This window comes from Empedobacter sp. ULE_I140, assembly GCF_053482575.1.
In genome coordinates this window covers 1680686-1701971 of sequence record NZ_JBQMTX010000001.1, presented here as the reverse complement: position 1 = coordinate 1701971, position 21286 = coordinate 1680686, and the positions used below count along the sequence as shown (strand labels likewise).

Sequence of the window (21286 nt, the reverse complement as noted above, 5' to 3'; positions counted from 1 at the left end):
TTAGCTTAAAGTTACAATTTTTAAGCATAATCCGTAAAAATATTTTGATTAAAATTCAGCGTTATTCGGTGTTCTAGGGAAAGGAATCACGTCACGAATGTTACCCATTCCTGTAACGAATAATACCAAACGCTCTAAACCTAAACCGAAACCTGAATGTGGCACAGAACCGAAACGTCTTGTGTCACGGTACCACCATAATTCTTCTTTATCAATTCCGAATTTTTCCATTTTTTCGTCTAAAACTTCTAAACGCTCTTCACGTTCAGAACCTCCGATAATTTCTCCGATTCCAGGGAATAAAACGTCCATTGCGCGAACTGTTTTTCCATCATCATTCATACGCATGTAAAATGCTTTGATTTCTGCAGGATAATCAAATAAAATAACTGGCGTTTTGAAATGTTTCTCAACTAAATAACGTTCGTGTTCTGATTGTAAATCTGCTCCCCAACCTTCGATTGGATATTTGAATTTACCTTTTTTATTTGGTTTAGAATCTTTTAAGATATCTATTGCTTCTGTATAAGTTAAACGAATGAATTTGTTATTTAAAACATATTCTAAACGCTCAATTAAACCTAATTCATAACGCTCTGCTTCTGGTTTTTGTTTTTGTTCTTTGTCAAAACGTTCAGCTAAGAATTTCAAATCATCTTTACACGTTTCCATTGCATAAGTGATAACAGATTTCATAAAATCTTCTGCCAAATCCATATTTTGATCTAAACGGAAAAACGCAACTTCTGGCTCAATCATCCAGAATTCAGCTAAGTGACGAGAAGTATTCGAGTTTTCTGCACGGAAAGTAGGTCCAAATGTATAAATTTTCCCTAATCCCATTGCTGCTGTTTCTCCTTCTAACTGTCCAGAAACCGTTAAGTTAGTCGATTTACCAAAGAAATCTTGTGTATAATCTACTTTACCTTCTTCATTTTTAGGTAAGTTTTCCATATCCAAGTTTGTGATATGAAACATCTCTCCTGCTCCTTCAGCATCAGATCCTGTAATAATTGGCGTGTTGATGTAAACGAATCCATTTTCGTTGAAATACTTGTGAATCCCGAACATTAACGCGTTACGAACACGCATAGTTGCAGCAAAAACATTTGTTCTGAAACGTAAATGTGCTTGCTCACGCAAAATCTCTAAACTGTGTTGTTTTGGTTGTAAAATTGTTCCTTTTAAATCATCAGATGGCGCAGTTCCTAAAATTTTGATTTCTTTCGCAACAATTTCAATCTCTTGACCAGCTCCTTCACTTTCTACCACTTCTCCTTTTACTTGTAAAGAAGCTGCTGTAGAAATTTGTTTTATAATTGATTCGTCAAAATTTTCGAAATCTACTACTACTTGAATATTATTAATTGTAGAACCGTCATTCAACGCGATGAAACGATTACTTCTGAACGATCTTACCCATCCATTTACAACTACTTCCTGTAGCAACAAATCCTTGCCTTTTTCTAATAAGGCTTTAATTCCGTACGATTGCATAATTTTTTAATTTATCCTTACAAATTTAGTTATTATTTAAAGTTATAAAAATTATAGGCATAATTTTTGCGAATATTTTTCAACCAACCTAAAAATCCTTTACAATTTCAATGAAAATGTAAAGGATTTTTGATTTTAGTTTATTTTTTGAAGTGAAATTATTCTAGTTCTTAGATTCAAAACGCAAAAGAAGTTCATTTATTCTTTGAATAAGAACTTTATCAGAATTATTATTTTGAATTAAATAATCTACATAATTTTTTAATTCGTAAAATTGACTATCAGTTTTAATTTGATCTTTCTCAATTATCTTTTCGATTCTTTTAAAATATGATTCAAAAATATCAATGTCATAATTGGTTGTCTTTATCAAATATTCATTAAAACCAAAATCTCTATCTTCGATAAAATCAGACGTTAAATCTTTAAACCAGTTTTTTAAAATAGTTAATTTTCTTTTTGAATAATACTCCTCTGTTTGAGTTTTTAGACGAATATATTCATCTTTCATTTCATTATTAAAAGCAAGATGAACAATATAATAATCTATAGTCGCAAGTACTAAATCTCTATATTTTTTAAGTTCAAACTCTTTATTCATAAATTTAAATCAATATATACGATTCTGAAACGAGTCCAGAATGACAAAATCTAAATACCTACAAAAAATTCAAATTTACAGTTAATTTTAAATAGAAATTATCTTGGAATTTTTCTTCTGAATAAGCACCTAAACGGTAAAATGCTCCCAATCCAAATGTTTTGAAAATTAAATTATTTACTTCAACTCCTGTTTCGTGGTAATAATGATTCAATGTTTTGAAATCTAAATTTTGATGATCTGTTTTATCTTTCATATCACCTAAAACTCCACGGTAAACGAATTGTGGGAAAATAATTTTGTTTCCGACTTTAACGCCAGCAAAAATATGTTTCAATTGAAAGGATACAAATCGATCCGAATAAAATTCTCCAGGACGCATTGTTTCGAAATTTGTTAAACCTCCTACTCCAAAGTTTGCAAAATCATTACGTTTTGCGTTTCCTTGTCCTTCGAACAAGTTCATCAACGGCATTTTTCCTTCAACCCAACCCGCATTTACATTGAAATTTGTTTTACCAACTCGCGTATCGAACACATCAAAATAAGAAATATTGAAACGAAGTGGATCATAATCAGAATTGAAAATATCCCAATATTTCGTCAACATTGCATAGAAAACAGATTTCCCGCTATTCACCGTCACTTTTCCGTAAGGCGTGCGGATAAACTTGTCTTTTGGTGCAAAACGGATCGCTAATTGCGTATTATACAAATCGTACCAACCTATATTATTCAGGAAAGAATAATCAAATTCTGCTTGTTGTTTTTCATAATTTGCCGAAATATTGAAGGTTACATTCTTGAAAATATCTTGCTCATATCCAAAAGAATAATGTTTATACGAAAAATATTCGTGATTATAAATATTACTAAAAGCTCCAGAAATTAGACGTGTATAATTCGATTGTAATAAAATTGGCGTTTTCCCAGAAGCCGAAACATCTTGCGAGTATTTTGCAAAAATTCGACCCGAATAAGGCTTATTTACATAATAATCTCCACCAAATCCAAACTTGAATGTTTCATCTTTGAAACCATAAGCTGAATACGCATTCAACGAATATTTATCGCTCCAATTTTCATTTGTATTAAACGCGGCACCAAGTCTAAAACCTTCGTAATCATTAAACGCTAAGATTTTTGTTAAATCTAAATCAACTTTTCCTAATGATAATTTCCCACCAGAATTGATGATTCTCATCAATTTCATTTGACGTTCTAACTTATATTTATCGCCAATACTATCAATTGTCGTATAAGTATTTCGCTCTTTGTTTGATAATGACGAATCGCGGTAATCTTCCATCACATTGTCCCATTTCTTTTCGTTCATATTTTGAAAAGAAATTTCGTCTTCGTAACCTAAAAATTCGTTGCGTTTGAAATGTGCTGGATTTTGAATATCCTTGAAAGTTGTTTCAAGATTAATCCAAATTTTTTCTTTTTTATCAATAAAATCATCATCGGATAATTTCTCTGTAATCTTAAAATTACCAGCTTCCATGCGATATTTTTGTTGATTTGGAATCCAAGAACCATTATTCAATTTCCAATCTGCTTCTAATTCTGCAACATAATTTGAAATCGTATTTTCTGCTTCAATTTTGATTAAAGCATACGTTCTATCATCAATCCAAAGTGTTCCTTTAATTTGTCTTTTATCCGTTTTGATTGAAGGGAAAAAGCTAATAACAGCCGTTTTTCGCCCATCAATAAAAATATCCTCTTTGAAACCATAACGGTAATGCGAAAGACCTTCTCGACTTACTGGATTAATAATTCCTTTGAAGAAAAAATTGATTTTATCTTGATCAAAATTGAACGCAATTGGTTGCATCGCCAAATATTCGTACAAAGGCGAACGCATTCCAGAAATACGAGAAGATTGCACGATATTTTTTAGTCCAAAACGCTTCGAAACTTTATGATCCATTGCACGTTCTCCCAAAAATAAATGACTGTTGTCTAACAATTTTTTCCATTGATTATTGACAGAATCTTTGTGATTTTGAGGTTGAATGATAAACGGAATCGAATCGTTATTTACTGTACTCCAAAATTTAGTGTATGATTTTAGGAAAATATTTCCTCCGTTTCTGATTGTATTTTTGGATTGATTGCGAATTGCTTTGATAATCAAATTACGACCAACAGAATCATTTGTCGTAAAACTAACCTCATCCAAACTAATGAAAGAAGGTTTCATCATAATTTCCACCAACTTTTTACCATCAGTCTGAATACTTTCTGAGAAATATCCGTTTTTGATTATATCAATAAAATGAACAGAATCATTGATATCCAATTCTCCTAATTCGTCTGTTTGACCAAGAAATTGTTTGGTATCGCTGTAAACATTAGCACCAGTTAAACGAAATTCGTCTTGAGCATCGAATACTCTCACTTTAATTTGAGCAAATGTGGCAATTGAAATACAGAAATTTAGCAGGAATATATAGTTCTTCATCTTTTGAAATTGATTATGCAAATAAATAAAAAAAGCAGCGAAACGCTGCCTTAAAATATTTTTTTTTCAAGAAAGATTAAACTTTCATGATTTCAGCTTCTTTTTTCGTTAAAGCTTCTTCTAATTTCTTAGAAAACTTGTCTGTTAATCCTTGAACACGTGTTTCGTAATCTTTCACCATGTCTTCAGAAGCTTCTTTTACAGCTTTTAACGCTTTGTTCGCATCTTGACGTGCATTACGAAGAGAAATTTTAGCAGTTTCCATATCCGATTTGGCCATTTTCACCAACTCTTTACGACGTTCTTCTGTTACTGGAGGAATACTGATAATAATTGTATCTCCATTGTTAGAAGGTGCAAAACCTAAATTAGCATTGATGATTGCTTTTTCAATTTCATGAATTAAATTTCTCTCGTATGGTTGAATGCTCAATGTCATTGCATCTGGTGTATTTACATTTGCAATTTGAGTTAACGGAGATAAACTTCCGTAGTAATCAACACGAACTGAACTTAACATTGCAGGAGTAGCTTTACCTGCTCTTAATTTGTCGAATGCAACCTCTAAGTGACTTACAGTTCCCTGCATTTGCTCCTTAGCCGTTTCTAAAATAATATCTAATTCTTCCATTTCGGGATTTATTTATTTGTTACTAGAGTACCTACGTTATCTCCTAAAATTAATTTTTTCAAGTTACCATCTGTATTCATATCAAATACAATAATAGGTAAATTATTTTCTTCACTCAAAGTAAAAGCTGTCATATCCATTACTTTTAAGTTTTTATCGTAAACTTCTTGATAAGAAATTGTTTCGAATTTCTCTGCTGTTGGATCTTTTTCTGGATCTGCAGTATAAATTCCATCAACACGAGTTCCTTTCAAAATAACATCAGCTTGCGTTTCAATTGCTCTCAAAACGGCTGCTGTATCTGTTGTAAAATATGGATTTCCTGTTCCTGCACCAAAAATTACGACACGACCTTTTTCTAGATGACGCGTAGCTCTTCTTTTGATAAATGGTTCTGCGATTTGCTCCATACGAATAGCCGTTTGTAAACGTGTATTAACACCAGCATCTTCCAAAGCTCCTTGCAATGCCATACTGTTAATCACAGTTGCCAACATTCCCATATAATCTCCTTGTACACGATCCATACCAGAAGCAACACCTTGTACACCTCTAAAAATATTACCACCTCCGATTACGATTGCCACTTCGCAACCAAGTTCAGCAACTTCTCTAATTTGTTGCGCATATTGTTTCAGCATATTTGGATCAATACCATATTGTAAATCTCCCATTAATGCTTCACCACTCAATTTAAGTAATATTCTTTTGTATTTCATCTTGTCAAAGGTTTTCTTTTGCAAATATAATTTTTCTATTCTGATTTATCCTAACGTTCGAAAATGTCAAACGCATTTTTTGTTGTAATTGCTGCAATTTCAGCTGGTGTTTGATGGTAAATATCAACCAACTTATCGCAAACATGTGTCAAATAACTACTTTCATTTCGTTTTCCACGAAACGGAACTGGCGCTAAATAAGGTGAATCTGTTTCGAGAACGATATGTTTGATATCAAAATCACCTAAAAATTGATCTATTTTACCATTTTTAAAGGTTACAACTCCACCAATTCCTAATTTCAAATTGAAATCTATTGCGCGTTGTGCATCTTCTTTTGTTCCTGAAAAACAATGAAAAATTCCGAATAATTTTTCATCTTTCACTTCTTCTAACACTTCAAAAACTTCATTGAAAGCATCTCGACAATGAATGATAATTGGTAAATTCTTTTCTTTTGCCCATTCAATTTGCATTTTAAATGCATCTTGTTGCGTTTGTAAAAATTCTTTTTCCCAATACAAATCAATTCCGATTTCGCCAATTGCTTTAAATGGTCGTTTATCAATCCATTCGCGCACATGAGCCAATTCGTCTTCTATTGTATCTGGATGAACCGAACACGGATGCAAACCCATCATCGCAAACATCGAATCTTGGTGAGCAGCTTCTAACGCCAACATTCTATCCGTGTAACTTTTATCAATTGCTGGCAAATAAAATCGCTCTACTCCATTTTGCTTTGCTCGCGCAATTACTTCATCTATATCATTCTCAAATTGCTCCGAATATAGATGTGTATGTGTATCAATTAACATGTTTTATTTTTGATTTCAAAAGTTCATTTTCAACTGAAAAATCAAGTTGATTTCCTTTTTCTAATTCATTCATCAATGTAATCGTTTTTACTAAAAATTGTTGATAATTGTCTGATCCTTCATTAAAAGGGCGATGATTAATTGCTGAAATAACTTTATTTATTTTTTGAATAATTGTTTGCGTTGATTGCTCGAAATAAGTTTCTGAAAACTTTTCCCAAATATAATCAACGGCTTGTTTCGATGGATGAATCAAATCTTCTTTGAAAAAACGATAATCTCTCAAATCATCTAAAACTAATTCATATGACGGGAAATATTCAACTTGATTATTTTGAAGACTTAATTGATATAAAGCATCCAACAGTCTAGCTTTACTTACATTATTTTCGATCATTCCATCTTTTGTATGACGAACAGGACTAACTGTTGTAATGATGCGAATAGTTGGATTAATTTTCTTCAAATCTGAAACAATCAATTCCAACGATTTTAGATTATCTTCTGTTGTTAATAATCTTTTTTCAAATTGTTTTGCCTCAACTTTATGACAATTCGCGACAACTTGATTTGAAGTTTTCCATTCATAAATCCACGATGTTCCCAATGTAATCATCAACACATCACAAGAATGAATGTAATCATGAACCTGATTGATTGTTGAATTTAATTCCTCTAAAACAGCTTCTTTCGTCAACGCATTAAACGACGAATGTACATCGAAACAGAAAAATTCTTCTCCGTTTTGATGTACATCAGTTATTGTAAAATATTTTTTATGAATGCTTCTTTCTATTAAATTTTGAATGGAATGTGAATTAAAAATCACTCCAAATGGATTAATTAATCCATCAAACTTTAAATCGGTCAAACGCTTTCCAATTTCATCTGAAAAACAAGAACCTATCGTCAATATTTTGTGTTGATGATTGAGTTTAAAATCAGAAGATTGAATTTGAAAAGACGTTCGAAATTGCATTTTTTATCCTTGTCGATCAATTAAAACTTCGCTTAATTCTCTCAAATAAGATTTACGTTCTTCTGGAACATCAATTTGATCCAAATAGCTGTGCGCTTTATTCGTATATTCTCTAATTAACGTTGAAAGTTTACGGTTAACATTCAGTTTTCTGAATAATTTTTCTACCGCATATACCTTATCGATATTATCTGTATTTGAACTATACCAATATAATAATTCCTCTTTTTCTTCTTCGTTTGCCGCTTCTAAAGCAGAAATGTAAAGAATCGTTTTCTTATTCTCGAAAATATCTCCAGCGTGTTTTTTACCTAAATGTTCAAGGCTACCAAAAACATCCAAATAATCATCTTTCAATTGATACGCGATTCCTAAATTCAAACCATATTGGTACAATTTATCTGAATCCTCCTCCGAAGCATTTCCAATCATTGCGCCTAATTTCAAAGCACAACCAAGTAAAACACTCGTTTTTAGAGAAATCATTTTGATGTAATCTTCGTATGAAACATTCAATTTTGTTTCATAATTCACATCCAATTGCTGTCCTTCACAAACTTCTAAAGCAGTTTTAGAAAATAATCTTGTCGAACGTTTAAATAATTCTGGTTCTAAATCTTCTAAATATTGATATGCTTTTACCAACATCGCATCACCAGAAAGAATCGCTGTATTTAATCCAAATTTTTCGTGAACTGTTGGTTTACTTCTTCTTAATGAAGCATTGTCCATAATATCGTCGTGCATCAACGAAAAATTATGAAAAAACTCAATCGCTAACGAAGGTTTCAACGCTTTTTCAACTTCACCATCAAACAAATCAGTTCCCAATAAAGTCAAAATTGGACGAATTCTTTTACCACCAATATTCAAAATATAATCCATCGGTTCGTATAATTCTTCTGGATTTTTAGAAAATGGATTTTTATCGATTGTTTCGGCAATTAATTCGTGAAATTTATCAAATGAGTACATAGTTTGATTTTTGTAAAAATTAAGTTTTGGCAAATATAACTAAGAATGATTGATTTTGGGTTGTTTTCTTTTATTTTTGATTGAACCTAAAAATTCGTTTCCGACAATCAAATACAAAAGAATTTGACCAATAATCGCCGCAATAAAATAAGGATGACCTTTTTGTAAAACAATCTCAGCACTTTGCAGCAAAGGAATTGTCCAAAAATAAGTGGAAACAATTACTAAAAGCAACGCATTAAGCCTAAAAATCCAGATTTTATTCATTTTATATGTTCCGAAATGGATAAATAAAGCGCCCAAAAAAGTATAAGCCAATACCTCAAAAAATTCATTCAGCACAAATTGTTCTCTAAATAAGCCAAAAATATCTTTGTGACTTACAAACAAAAATTCTTCAGGAACAAGATAACTCCAATGGTTTGCAATAAAAAATAAAACAAGATTTAGCATCAAAACAATCGTCAATTGATCTTTGAATTGATCAACAAACATTGAATAATACTTGAACTTTGAGATTGATTTCTTTGATTTCATTTAACGAAATAATTCACTTACAATTTGATACGATTTTCGTTTTGCTTTTTGATCAAAAACATTCGTAGAAACCATAATTTCATCAATTTTAGATTCAAAAATAAATTCATCTAAACTCTGCGCCAAAGCACCTTTACTTCCAATAAAAGACAAAGCTGTCATTCCTTTTAGCATATATTTTTGCTCAGGCGAAGCCAATTCTAATTGTGTTTTTTCGGGTGGAACAATTGGTTGGCGTTTATCGGTAATAATATTCAAAAATCCTTGGTACATCGACATCGATAAATAATGCGCTTCTTCGTCTGTATTCGCCGCAATTACATTGACACAAGCAATCGTATAAGGTTCTTGCAAAAATTCTGAAGGTTGAAATTGAGAACGATAAATCTCTACCGCATTATAAAATTGTTGTGGCGCAAAATGCCCCGCAAATGCATAAGGTAAACCTAATTTAGCCGCCAAAAAAGCCGAATCTGTACTTGATCCCAAAATATAAATCGGCACATTTGCTCCTTCTCCAGGAATCGCACGCACTTTACTTTCTTTATTATCTAAACTAAAATAGTTTTGTAGATTTTTGATTTCAGCTTCGAAATCGTAATTCATAAAATTATCTCCTCTACGCAAAATAGAAGCTGTTAATTGATCAGTTCCTGGCGCACGACCTAAACCTAAATCGATACGATTTGGATAAAGCGCATCCAAAGTCCCAAATTGTTCTGCAACTGATAAAGCAGTATGATTAGGTAGCATTATTCCTCCCGAACCAACTTTAATTCTTGAAGTTCCATTTGCTACATAGCCTATTAATAAAGAAGTTGCCGCGCTCGCTACATTCTGCATATTATGATGTTCAGATAACCAATAACGGCTATACCCTATTTCGTCTACAAATTTTGCGTTATCTAACGTGTTTTTGAACGTTTGATTTAATGTATCTCCTTCTCTTACATAAGCCAAATCCAACACTGAGTAGTTTATTTTTCTCATCCGTTCTTTTCTAATTAAAATATTAAACTAAATTACAAAGAAAAAAATTCAAAAAAAAATCCCCCATAACATACATTATGGAGGAGATAATTTTGTAATTGGATTTATAAATAGGTTTAAGTAGTTGAAGAGTCTAAAATTTTTAATTAATAGTTTGATGATAGATTAGTAATCTTTCGAGATACTTAATTCAAAAATAGATAATAAAAAAAATAAATACTCAATTTAGAGGGGGGACAACTGGGGGGACATTTCATATTCATCTAAATATCAATACTTTGAAAATGAAGTAAAACATAAAAATAATTCAATTTTTTGTTAAGATTTACAATTTTTTCGGTCTATATTTGAAAAAATAATATATTGAAAGTTTCTATTTTTTTTACGCTCCTACTCTTTCCTTTTTTATTTTTATCATCATTTAGTTCTATTAGTAAAAATGATGAACGTATTCTTATTGAAAAAATCATCGAACAGAATAAAAATGTGACAGATACTATTCAATTGCAAAATAATTTCAAGAAATTAGATATCTCATCAACTTCTTTTTTATCAAAAAGTCTAAAATCAATTTATCAAGTTTATTTAGCTAATCTCTATGCACAAACCAACGATAAATTAAACAAAAAAAGTAATTCGTTATTTGAGTCTGCATTAAAAGTTTCAAAAAATGTTAACTCACCAGAATTACAAATTTGGGTGAATACACAATATGGGTATTACTATTATAATTTTAGCCAATATCAAAATGCTTATCCATATTTTATGGAAGCATCAAAACTTCTCGACTTAACAAAAGATGAGGATATTTTTTCTAAAAGTGATGTTTACAAAAAGAATGCATTCTACTTTATGAATGTAAAAGAATTTGATAAAAGTGAAAAATATCTTTTGTTAGCTTTAAAATATACCAACAAAAAAGACCACGAATATGGAACAATTCTGAATGCGATTGGTCATGTTTTTATGAATAAAAATAATATTAATAAAGCAAATAATTACTTCGAATTAACAAAAGAATATGCAATTCAAAATAAGGACGAAATTCGATATGCAAAAGCTTTAGGTGATATTGCCTCTATAAATATTCTCAACAAACAGTACGATTTAGCGATTGATAATTTGAAAAAAGATATTGAAATTTCTAAAAAATTAAAAAACGCTCGAAATTTAATGTACGCTAATATTCAATTGGGAAAATTGTACTTGCAATTAAATCGAATTGATGATGCTAAAATAATTTTGAATGAAGCAAAAGAATATGCTTCTCAGAAAATTTATTTGAACAGTTTTGAATATGACATTTATAAAATCTTATTAGAAATTGCTGTAAAAAACAATAATATCAATGAGGAGTTAATTAGCCGAAGAAAACTAGATGAATTGGAGTTAGAGTTGCAAAAAACTGATGGCCAAAATGTGATTAATGAAATTAATTGGAAAATTCAACAAGATAATTTCAACTTTAAATTTGAAGCAGAAAAAGCAGGACAAGAGAAAACAACCATCCTAAAAAATGCATTATTTCTTATTTCTTTTCTATTAATCATTATCATTTTATTTGTAATAATTTCTTATCGTCGAAAAATAAAAATACAAAATTCTACATACGATAATAAAATATTATCTATTCAAAATGAAAAACTTAAATCTGAAAATAAATTAAATAAAACTGCTCAAACTTTAGAATCTTATAAAACTTATTTGTCTGAAAAGAATAAACAAATAGTTACATTAAAAAATGAAATCAATTCTATTTCCAATTCAAGTACCATAAACAAAGAAAAACAATATAATGAATTAGTTAATCTCTTAGATTCGCATTTAATGACAGACGAAAGTTGGGGAAATTTCAAAAATATTTTTGCTCATGAACAAAACGATTTTGTAAAATATCTTTCTCAAAATTTTCCATCTTTAACCGAATCTAATTTGAGAACTATTTATTTGTTAAAATTAGGCTTGAACAATTTAGAAATTTCGCAAATCTTAGGAATTTCGGCTGATTCAGTCAAAAAAGCGAAACAACGCTTAAAAAAGAAATATAAAAATTTTGATCAAATTTTTCAAGATTAAGAAAATAGGAGATAAAAAAGATGATTTACTAAATAGTAAATCATCTTTTCACTATTACTTCAACTCGAAGAAATCTCGTTTTCCTATTTTAATTTTAGTTTCGGTTTTTAATTCAAAATCATCAAAAGCATCCATTTTTTTCTCTCCATTAATTTGTACTGCACCGCTTTCTATCAAACGTCTGATTGCATTTCTCGATAAATCTTTCTTTAATTGATGACAAACATCTAACAATGTAATATTATCATTCTCAAAGTTTAAAGAACTAATTTTAACAACTTCGAAAACTCTATTTTCATCATTTCTTTTCTGAAATTGATTGTTAAAAAATTCTTCTGCTTGTTCAGCTTCATTTACAGAATGGTATTGAATAATAATATTTTTTGCAACTAATTTCTTAATTAACATTGGGTTATCTGTTTTTAATCGCTCATTCAAATTCATTTTTTCTTCAATAGAAAAATCCGTTGCTAACGCAATATATTCTTCTAATAAATCATCTGGAATAGACATTGTTTTCCCAAACATTTCATTTGGTTCATCCGTCAAACCAATAATATTATTCAACGATTTACTCATCTTTTCTTTTCCATCGGTTCCTCTCAAAAGTGGCATACACATTACAATCTGAGCAGCTTCTCCATTGGTTTCTTGCAATTGTCGTCCCATTGTACAATTAAATAATTGATCCGTTCCTCCCATTTCGATATCAGCACTTATCTGAACAGAATCGTATGCTTGTAAAATCGGGTAAACCAACTCATGCATTGCAATCGGCGTATTTTCGGTGAAGCGTTTATTAAAATCATTTCGATGCATCAGTTGTGCAACCGTAACTTTTGACAACAACTGAATAATATCCGAAAAAGGTAAATGATCTAACCAGTCTGAATTAAACACAATTTCAGCCTTATTCACATCAATAATTTTTGACAATTGATTAATGTAGGTTTCCGCATTGTTCTGAACTTGTTCTGCATTCAGCGGTTGACGACTTTTATTTTTTCCTGTTGGATCTCCAATCTGAGCTGTAAAACTCCCAACCAAAATAACTATTTGATGTCCCAAATCTTGAAATTCTTTCAATTTCTTCAATACAACGGCGTGACCAAGATGTAAATCTGGTGCGGTAGGATCAAAACCTAATTTGATTCGTAATGGTCGATTTTCTTTTTCAGCTAATTTTAATTTTTCTTCCAATCCATTTTCTGGTAAAAAAATAGCTACATTTTCCTTTAAACTTTTTAAATTTTCCATGATTTTTTTTAAATAAAAAAAGCCCGAGCAAAACTGCTCGGGCTTGTAGATTATGATTAAATTTTTGACGTACAAAATTAATACGAAGTATACACATAGTCTACCCGAGCAAATATTGTACGATAATAAGTGCTAAAAAACGGTAAACGTAATATGTGTTGCAAAAACTTCATTTATAATGCAAAGGTAAGAATAGTTTTGAGAATAGAAATTTTCGTTCAAAAAATTATCTTAGACAATAATTCTATAGAAAAACCTTTATAAAAGTTTTTCGTAATAACTTTGTGTAAATTATTATAGAATGAGCAATAAAACTGCTAAAACAAATGTAGTACGAATTTTAGACACACACAATATTTCGTACGAATTGCGCGAATATGAAGTTGATGAAGAACATATTGATGCTTTGCATGTTGCAAATTCATTGAACGTAAATCCGGAAGGAATTTATAAAACTTTGGTTTTGAAAGGAAATATAGAACCATTTTTAGTTGCCGTAATTCCTGCAAACACACATCTTGATATGAAAAAATTTGCGAAAATTTCTGGTAATAAAAACTGCGAAATGCTTCCTTTGAAAGATTTGCTGAATGTTACAGGTTATATTCGTGGTGGTTGCTCACCTATCGGAATGAAAAAGCAATTTCCTACTTACATAGAAGAACTGGCTGTTTTGCAAGATCAGATTTGTATTAGTGCAGGAAAAAGAGGTTTACAAATTATTCTAAACCCCGAAGATTTAAGAAATTTGATTGAGGCTAAATTTGAAGATATTACACAATTTGATTCATAATTTATTTACTATTCAGAATGATTTTTTCTAAAATAGTTGGAAATTTTGCTTCATCTTCAAACGTCAAATCTGGATTTGCATACACAATAATTCCATTTTTATCAATCACATAAGTTGCTCTATTATTGTAACCTAAACGATTATAAGAATTATACATCAACGAAATTGCATAATTCTCATCATTCAAATACGTAATATTATTTGTTCGCAAAGCTGATTTCCATAATTCTAACAACGGATTTGTAGAACTAGAAACTGCGTAATTTTTTACATTTTGTAACAATGGATTATGATCGATTAATTGAATTTGAGCAGCACAAGTCATTGCTGCTTTCGTATCAATTGACGTAAAATCAGGCAAAATTTGTCCACTAAACGCCGCAGGATAAAACGTTAAAACTTTAAAAGTCGATTTATCATTCAAAAATTTATCTGTCGAATTAGTCTTATAATTCGGTCCATTCAAAATAAAATCTGGTGCTTTATCACCAACCTTCAAGGTTTTATTTTCTGTGATATTTACTTCTATGTTATCGATTTTAGACGTTCTTTTAATCAATCTTTCCAAAGGTTTCAGATGTTCGCCTTGCGCACGATAATCATTATCTCGCATCAAAATTTTATTGTTTTGATCCACTAGAAAAAGAATCGAACTTTCTACTAAAACATTGTTAGAATTTGACGTTGGAATTATACTCGAAATTGAATTTTGCTTAAAAGGTTTCAACCCTATTGCATTGTAAATTTTTCCAACTTCATCATAAATTACCTTCGTTCCATCCAACTTATTTTGATTAGTCGTTTCATTAAAAGCAAACGTTTGCTGCGGTTCTTTACTCCATTTATTATCTTCATTTACAAAATAAATCACATCAATTTTTGGTGGATTTTGAGACGAAAATGCCAAATTCTTCACAAAATAATAATTCAGCGAAGTTGTCATCATGCTCGCATACGGATTCGTTTTGTATAAACTTGGCGTAAATACAATAATTTTAAAGTTTGAAGATTGATTGATATTTTCAATTTTATTAATCGGAAACTGAGCGCCAACATTCAAATTTTGAGCTTTTGTAAAACAAAAACCACATATAATTAGTACTATCGAATAGATTCGTAACATAAAACGTTTATTTTAAATAAACTAATAAAAACTACCACAAGATAACTAAAATTCTACTTTCTCAAAAAAACTATTCATTAAATTCTCATTAGAATTGACGATTAACTTTTGAAATTATCAAGTTTTTTTTGCAGTAAATCAGTTACCTTTGTGTTGATTTTTAATTTAAAATTTACACAAATGGAATTCAATGTTAGCAATGCTTTGAAACAATTAAATAATGATTATTCAGAAGATAAGGCGTCAGAAATTATCGAAAATCTATTGTATAATTCAACTGATTTTTCTGATGAAGACCATGAAATAATCGATCAATTGGGTGATAAATTTCTACGAATTGCTGCACAAATTTTTGTGGAAGATTTGGCGTATGATTTCAATACTTTGGTGAATTATTGGGAAGCTTTTATTGGACAATTAACAGAAGAACAATCTCAAAACTTATTGAATTTCGCTATTGAACAAACAGATACAGAATTTGTAGAAGATTTTATTATTGGATACCGAAAATTTTATTCAAATCCCAAAGAAAGTATTACATTTTTCAATAAACTGAATGAAGACGAATTTTACGAAATTAAATTCTTCAAAGCACGTTGTTATGAGGTTTTAGGTGAAAATGAAAAAGCTGTGGAAGCTTATAATAGTTACTTAAATTCTGCACATTTCAAAAAAGAAGAAAATGCTGAACAAGCTGCTGTAAACGAGTTTTATATTAGTCATAGCATTGCGCCTTTGTTAGTGAGCATGAAAAAATATGATGAAGCCAAAACTTACTTTGATCGTGTTTTAGGAAATATCGATTTCGAAGATTATTTAGCTAATTTTGAAGGTTCTAATCAACAAGAAATCAAAAGTTTCTTAGAGGATTATGTAACAACTTTGGAAGAAACTGAAGATAAAACAACTGCTGAAAAAATTTCAAAAAAAATAATGCAATATTTTTCTTAGAATTACAACATTCGGAAATGTAGTATTGATTTTTTAGCAAATATTCATAAATAGGTAAATTTAATATTTTCTTAACATTAATATAAATTCTATCTATTTGAGTATAAAAAAATAAATATAAATTTATTTATCAAATTAAGAAATCTACCTACCTTTGTACCATAAATAATTTATTCATAGTTGTTAAGGATAATGAAGTTGATTTTCTGAAGAAGAATATCCTTAATCAAATAGAGTTTTTTTATAGTATTTTTAGGTTGGTTAGTGGTTCAATGTAAGTTGAACCATTTTTTATTTCTTATAACCATAAGCACAATGTCTGCAACCATTTTGGCAACATTTTCCTTTCTGATAATGGAAAAATTCTGTAAAAACCCAATACCCATTTTCGATATAATAATGTATATGAGGAACAAACTCCGAAGGCATTGTTGGATGTGGATATTCTTGATCTAATTCTACAAAATAATTCAGTTTTTCTATACAAGAATTACACAAACATTTGTAATGCGTTTTCTTCAAAAACTCTTTTATTTCATCTTTTATAACAATTGTAGTACAAGCACAATTCGAAATATCATCTACCTTACACTCCATTGTTTCGTTACAACGCGAACAATTTTCGATCATTTTTTTGGATTATTTTTTTGATTTTTCAAAATACGAAAAATTCATAAACTTATCTTAAATCATGTGATTGAAATTCTCTATAACCATCATAAATAAATAGTTATAAATTAATTCTATCTAGACATAAAAGAAATCATTTAAGAATAATAGATTTAAAGTCAAAACTTTAAGAAATTTGTAAAAGAATAAAAGATAGACATTATCATTATTCAATTAGTGTTTTTATAGTAGTTTTGATTGGTTAAAATCCTCGGAATAATTTTCCGAGGATTTTTTATTTTCTTAATCTATCAACTAATAAACCAATTACAAAACCGATAATCGAAGGTGCAATCCAACCTAAATCGTATTCGAAAAATGGAATTTTATTCAGATTTTCTATAGTCGATTCATCTAACTTTCCTAATAATTTCAATAATCCTAAAATTGCGATGATTGTAGACGCTATTAATGCAAAAATATAAGGAGTTTTGCTTTTAATTGTTTTTCCAAACAACACTATATAAATAACTAACGTGATTGTAATTGGATATACGAAAGCCAAAGGTGGATATGCAAAATTAATAATTTCGTCTACACCTTTTATTGATAAACCAAACGATATTACTGTACATAAAATCACTAAAGCAGTGTAACTTACTTTTCCATTTGTTAAACGTCCAAAAAATGTACCTACCGCAGATGTTAATGCGATTGAAGTGGTAAGACAAGCAAACGCCATACATAACGCAATTGCAATTAACCCATACTGTCCTAATGTATTTCGAGAGATTTCTATTAATAATTCTGCACGAGAAATTTCTGGATTTGTAATTCCAGAAGTAGCACCTAAATAAATCAATCCACCATATACAAATAACAAACAAGTTGTAGACAATAAACCTGATATAATTACAATTTGAGATTTACTTTTTGTATCAGTATACCCTTTATCTCGTGCTGCTGAAATAATAATTCCAGCAAAAATAACAGAAGCCAAAACGTCTAATGTTTGATAACCTTCTATAAAACCTTTCGAAAAAGATTGCATCATCGTTAAGTCTGAAGGTAAGAAATCAGCGGTTGGGTATATAATTCCAATGACTATTAATAAGGTCAATAAAATCAATAATACTGGTGTTAAATAATTTCCAATAACGTCTACCACTTTTGAGGGACGAATCGCTAAAATAAGTGTTACTGCAAAAAATAGTAACGATCCCCACATCGGATCCAATGTTGGAAAAAATGGTTTTAATCCCACTTCGAATGTTGTTGCGGCAGTACGAGGAATCGCAATTAACGGTCCGATACAAATCATAATAATTGTACCTAAAATAGCCGCCAAATGTTTGTTCACACGATGCCCTAAATCATTAAAATTATCACCCGAAAAAACAACAGATAAAATACCAGTAAATGGCAATAAAATACCAGTTAACCCAAATGCTATCATCGCGACGAAATAATTTGAACCCACTTCTAATCCTATCAAAGGAGGTAAAAGAAGGTTTCCTGCACCAAAAAACATCGCAAACAACGCAAATCCAAGTGTTAATACATTGGTTAACTTTTTACTTTTCATATATTTAATAATTCTATCTGTTTTAAAAAACGGTTCGCAAATTACTACAATTGCATTTTCAAGCCTTAAACTTAGTAGAATTATTCGATAATCACACAGCTAATTTATAAATTTGACAGATTTGAATAATAATTTTTATATTTATCAGATTTTAAACTTTATATATTATGAATGTTTTAATCATCGATATCATCAAATCTTAATTGATTTGAAATTTTATCTAAAGTGATAATTCGATTCGTTGGTGTATAACCTTCTCCTTTTGGCTGAAAATATTGAATATCTATCTTCATAGTTTCAAAGTAAACATTCATAACAAAAATTTTTAAGCTTTTAATTTTAAAATTTTTGTAATAATATTTATGAGGTAAATATTAAACATCATAAAACAGATTGATATTGAAGGATACTCAAAAACAGCGAAAAGTATTATAATCAAACTAAAAAATAGTATTAAAACTACCGCTAAAAAAATCGAAAAATAATTAAGATAATTAAAACCTATCGTTTCTTCATCATCAAAATTAGTGTAGAATATTGCTGCAAAAAAATCGACTATAATTAAAAGAAACAATAAATAACCTAAAAGCGGCAAATAAAAACTTAAATCATGAAATCCTCGAATAATTGTTACATCCAAAACAAAAGCTACTGGAATACAAAGCCATGTAATGTTGGTCCAAACAAATATTTGTCCAGAATTAGAGAAAATTTTTCCTAAAAACAACTCCGAAATCTTATCAATTTTCAAATAAAATGACATTGCAAATAAGCAAATCACAAGCTCTAAAATAAGAATAGAAAAGCTGAAAATTGTATCATTATTTTTAATCACAATATCCGTAAAGGAAATTGCCATCAGTACAAGACCGATGACAAAAATCCCAAAAAATAAGTGTGCAAATGTTATTTTGTTTTGTTCCATTCGATGTTTTTTGAATAGTACATTAGGATTGCAACAATGATAAATAATCCTATACTTCCTACTAATAACGCGTGTTCTTTGAGTTGTAAAACACTGTAAATAAATGTGTATAATAAAATTAACATTAATGTAATTTTGAATGTGAAACCAAATGATTTTAGGAAAGAATTGACAAAAAATGTAATCAATAAAATAGTTGCACCAGATGAAATAAAGTAAGCAATATCAAATCCTAAATATTCTGACAACGATAACAATAACACAAAATTGACACAGATTGCAAATCCAACTAACGCATATTGTACCAAGTGAATGTTGAAATTATTTCGGCTTTCGATAAAGAAAAATGCTACAAATGTTAATCCAATGAACAGAATCGCATATTTTGTCGAACGATATGTTTTGTCATAATGATCGTTCATCTGCAAGAAATTAACGCCAAAACTATAATCAGAAAAGTTAGAAGCGTCTTGCCAAATCTGTCCTTGCAAAGGATTTTGTTGATAAATAGACCATTTTACATTTGTTTTTCCATTCTTCGTTTCGGGATCAGAATTAGGTAAAAAATTTCCATCATATTTCAAATCTTTCCAATTTGTAGCCAAATCAACTTTTGTATTAATCGCAGATGGAATGATATTCAACATTTGAGAACCTTTCATCACCAAATTGATTGAAACTTGATTAAAATCGAATGTAGAAGGATCTATTTTTTGAGACATCATTTGCACAGGCATCACTTTTTTAGTGGTACTCACTTGTTCCAAATATTCTCCATTTTCTACTCTAACTTCTGGTTGAATAGTAATTGTAGAAGTTATATTATCCATATTCAATGGATAATTTTTGTTGTTAGATTGTACAATTACTTTGTTCTCATATCCTTTAGAATCAGAGATTCCAAAAACAATTTTAGTCGAAACTACATTTTCTGCACTTACTTCCACTTCATTAAGCATATCGCTATAATTCTTAAATTTCGAATTGATATTCAGTTTCGAATTGTAAACTACTGCTTCATAAATACTACGACTTTTTAACTGCGTATCAATCGTTCCATTTATATTTAAATCATTAGCAGAAATATACTTTTTCACTTGTTGCTTCACAACTTTTCCTTGTCCATCATTTACATTTTCCATGTAAGTAACCTCGATAAAAGGACCATAAATCGTCTGTTTCCCACTCCATTTATCTGAAATTTCGGTAATTACTTTTTCCTTGTTTCCTTGTCGTTCTTCAATTAAATTTAATATGAACGGAATCGGAATTAAAAGTCCTAAAACTAAAAGACATACCAAAAATCCTTTTATCATTGTTTTGTTTTGTGAATAAACTGATTGATTTTCAGGTTGATATTCATTTTTTAAATCATTGTTTTCCATAAGTTTGAATTTTATTATTTATTTTATAAAGTACTTTGTTTTTCAAAGTTTAAATGCAAAAAAAATTATTTTATATTCTTTATTAATTTTTCAAGATAGTTCAAATGCTCCTGAAAAGCTTGTTTTCCAAGTGCTGTTATCGAATAAGTTGTATTCGTTTTTCGACCTATAAATCCTTTGTGTACAGTAATATAATCGTTTTCTTCTAGGTTTTTTAAGTGCGAAGCCAAGTTACCATCAGTCAAATCTAAAAAGTCTTTCAAATCCTTAAAAGAAATTTCTTCATTCATGACCAAAGCACTCATAATTCCCACACGAATACGATTATCAAAGACTTTGTTTAATTTATTAAGATTAAAATCCAT

General features: G+C 29.7%; 20 protein-coding genes. 3 read left to right on the top strand and 17 right to left on the bottom strand.

Annotated elements, in window-relative coordinates; translation table 11 throughout:
* Positions 1-48: 48 nt before the first annotated feature.
* From asnS to ACTS9J_RS08010, 10 genes are all read right to left on the bottom strand, one after another.
* On the bottom strand, positions 49-1497 hold the full coding sequence (gene asnS / locus ACTS9J_RS08055; protein WP_448353115.1) for an asparagine--tRNA ligase: 1449 nt from the start codon (positions 1495-1497) through the stop codon (positions 49-51).
* Positions 1498-1660: 163 nt separating this feature from the next.
* Complete coding sequence (locus ACTS9J_RS08050) at positions 1661-2098, bottom strand: hypothetical protein (protein WP_280051165.1); 438 nt, start codon at positions 2096-2098, stop codon at positions 1661-1663.
* Positions 2099-2156: 58 nt separating this feature from the next.
* Positions 2157-4568 carry a DUF5686 family protein gene (locus ACTS9J_RS08045; RefSeq protein WP_219034348.1) on the bottom strand — a complete coding sequence of 804 codons (2412 nt, stop codon included), beginning with the start codon at positions 4566-4568 and terminating at the stop codon, positions 2157-2159.
* A gap of 76 nt (positions 4569-4644) precedes the next feature.
* On the bottom strand, positions 4645-5199 hold the full coding sequence (gene frr, locus ACTS9J_RS08040; RefSeq protein ID WP_115000990.1) for a ribosome recycling factor: 555 nt from the start codon (positions 5197-5199) through the stop codon (positions 4645-4647).
* 8 nt (positions 5200-5207) lie between these two features.
* Entirely contained in the window at positions 5208-5918 is a 711-nt protein-coding gene (pyrH, locus tag ACTS9J_RS08035) for a UMP kinase (protein ID WP_115000992.1), read from the bottom strand.
* Between the two features lie 50 nt (positions 5919-5968).
* A complete protein-coding gene (locus ACTS9J_RS08030; RefSeq protein ID WP_221855403.1) occupies positions 5969-6736 on the bottom strand; it encodes a TatD family hydrolase in 768 nt (255 codons plus the stop codon).
* Positions 6726-7715 carry a GSCFA domain-containing protein gene (locus tag ACTS9J_RS08025; RefSeq protein ID WP_221855401.1) on the bottom strand — a complete coding sequence of 330 codons (990 nt, stop codon included), beginning with the start codon at positions 7713-7715 and terminating at the stop codon, positions 6726-6728. Before ACTS9J_RS08025 ends, ACTS9J_RS08030 begins: the two co-directional genes overlap by 11 nt.
* Before the next feature lie 3 nt (positions 7716-7718).
* The gene (locus tag ACTS9J_RS08020; RefSeq protein WP_115000998.1) at positions 7719-8690 is read right to left on the bottom strand and encodes a polyprenyl synthetase family protein; all 972 of its coding nucleotides are present in this window, start codon (positions 8688-8690) and stop codon (positions 7719-7721) included.
* A gap of 39 nt (positions 8691-8729) precedes the next feature.
* Positions 8730-9227 (bottom strand): hypothetical protein, encoded by a 498-nt coding sequence (locus tag ACTS9J_RS08015; protein ID WP_115001000.1) that lies wholly within the window; start codon positions 9225-9227, stop codon positions 8730-8732.
* Complete coding sequence (locus tag ACTS9J_RS08010) at positions 9228-10217, bottom strand: LLM class flavin-dependent oxidoreductase (protein ID WP_115001001.1); 990 nt, start codon at positions 10215-10217, stop codon at positions 9228-9230.
* 363 nt (positions 10218-10580) lie between these two features.
* On the opposite strand from ACTS9J_RS08010, the gene ACTS9J_RS08005 reads away from it, so the two are divergent.
* Entirely contained in the window at positions 10581-12293 is a 1713-nt protein-coding gene (locus ACTS9J_RS08005) for a hypothetical protein (RefSeq protein ID WP_448353114.1), read from the top strand.
* 54 nt (positions 12294-12347) lie between these two features.
* Here ACTS9J_RS08005 and tyrS read toward each other — a convergent pair whose 3' ends face one another.
* On the bottom strand, positions 12348-13550 hold the full coding sequence (tyrS, locus tag ACTS9J_RS08000) for a tyrosine--tRNA ligase (protein WP_125349288.1): 1203 nt from the start codon (positions 13548-13550) through the stop codon (positions 12348-12350).
* A 301-nt stretch (positions 13551-13851) separates the two neighbouring features.
* On the opposite strand from tyrS, the gene ybaK reads away from it, so the two are divergent.
* A complete protein-coding gene (ybaK, locus tag ACTS9J_RS07995) occupies positions 13852-14343 on the top strand; it encodes a Cys-tRNA(Pro) deacylase (protein WP_125349287.1) in 492 nt (163 codons plus the stop codon).
* Position 14344: 1 nt separating this feature from the next.
* On the opposite strand, the gene ACTS9J_RS07990 is transcribed toward ybaK, so the two are convergent.
* Positions 14345-15466 carry a redoxin domain-containing protein gene (locus tag ACTS9J_RS07990; protein WP_448353113.1) on the bottom strand — a complete coding sequence of 374 codons (1122 nt, stop codon included), beginning with the start codon at positions 15464-15466 and terminating at the stop codon, positions 14345-14347.
* 180 nt (positions 15467-15646) lie between these two features.
* Here ACTS9J_RS07990 and ACTS9J_RS07985 point away from each other — a divergent pair, with 180 nt between their 5' ends.
* Complete coding sequence (locus tag ACTS9J_RS07985; RefSeq protein WP_286495190.1) at positions 15647-16417, top strand: hypothetical protein; 771 nt, start codon at positions 15647-15649, stop codon at positions 16415-16417.
* Between the two features lie 291 nt (positions 16418-16708).
* Here ACTS9J_RS07985 and ACTS9J_RS07980 read toward each other — a convergent pair whose 3' ends face one another.
* From ACTS9J_RS07980 to ACTS9J_RS07960, 5 genes are all read right to left on the bottom strand, one after another.
* The gene (locus tag ACTS9J_RS07980; protein WP_038331257.1) at positions 16709-17047 is read right to left on the bottom strand and encodes a cysteine-rich CWC family protein; all 339 of its coding nucleotides are present in this window, start codon (positions 17045-17047) and stop codon (positions 16709-16711) included.
* Positions 17048-17321: 274 nt separating this feature from the next.
* A complete protein-coding gene (brnQ, locus tag ACTS9J_RS07975) occupies positions 17322-18611 on the bottom strand; it encodes a branched-chain amino acid transport system II carrier protein (RefSeq protein ID WP_286495192.1) in 1290 nt (429 codons plus the stop codon).
* A gap of 325 nt (positions 18612-18936) precedes the next feature.
* Positions 18937-19536, bottom strand: coding sequence for a hypothetical protein (locus ACTS9J_RS07970; RefSeq protein WP_219034339.1), 600 nt, complete (start codon positions 19534-19536; stop codon positions 18937-18939).
* On the bottom strand, positions 19518-20921 hold the full coding sequence (gene creD, locus ACTS9J_RS07965) for a cell envelope integrity protein CreD (protein WP_286495193.1): 1404 nt from the start codon (positions 20919-20921) through the stop codon (positions 19518-19520). The genes ACTS9J_RS07970 and creD overlap by 19 nt, the downstream gene beginning before the upstream one ends.
* A gap of 65 nt (positions 20922-20986) precedes the next feature.
* Entirely contained in the window at positions 20987-21286 is a 300-nt protein-coding gene (locus ACTS9J_RS07960; protein ID WP_038331250.1) for a winged helix-turn-helix domain-containing protein, read from the bottom strand.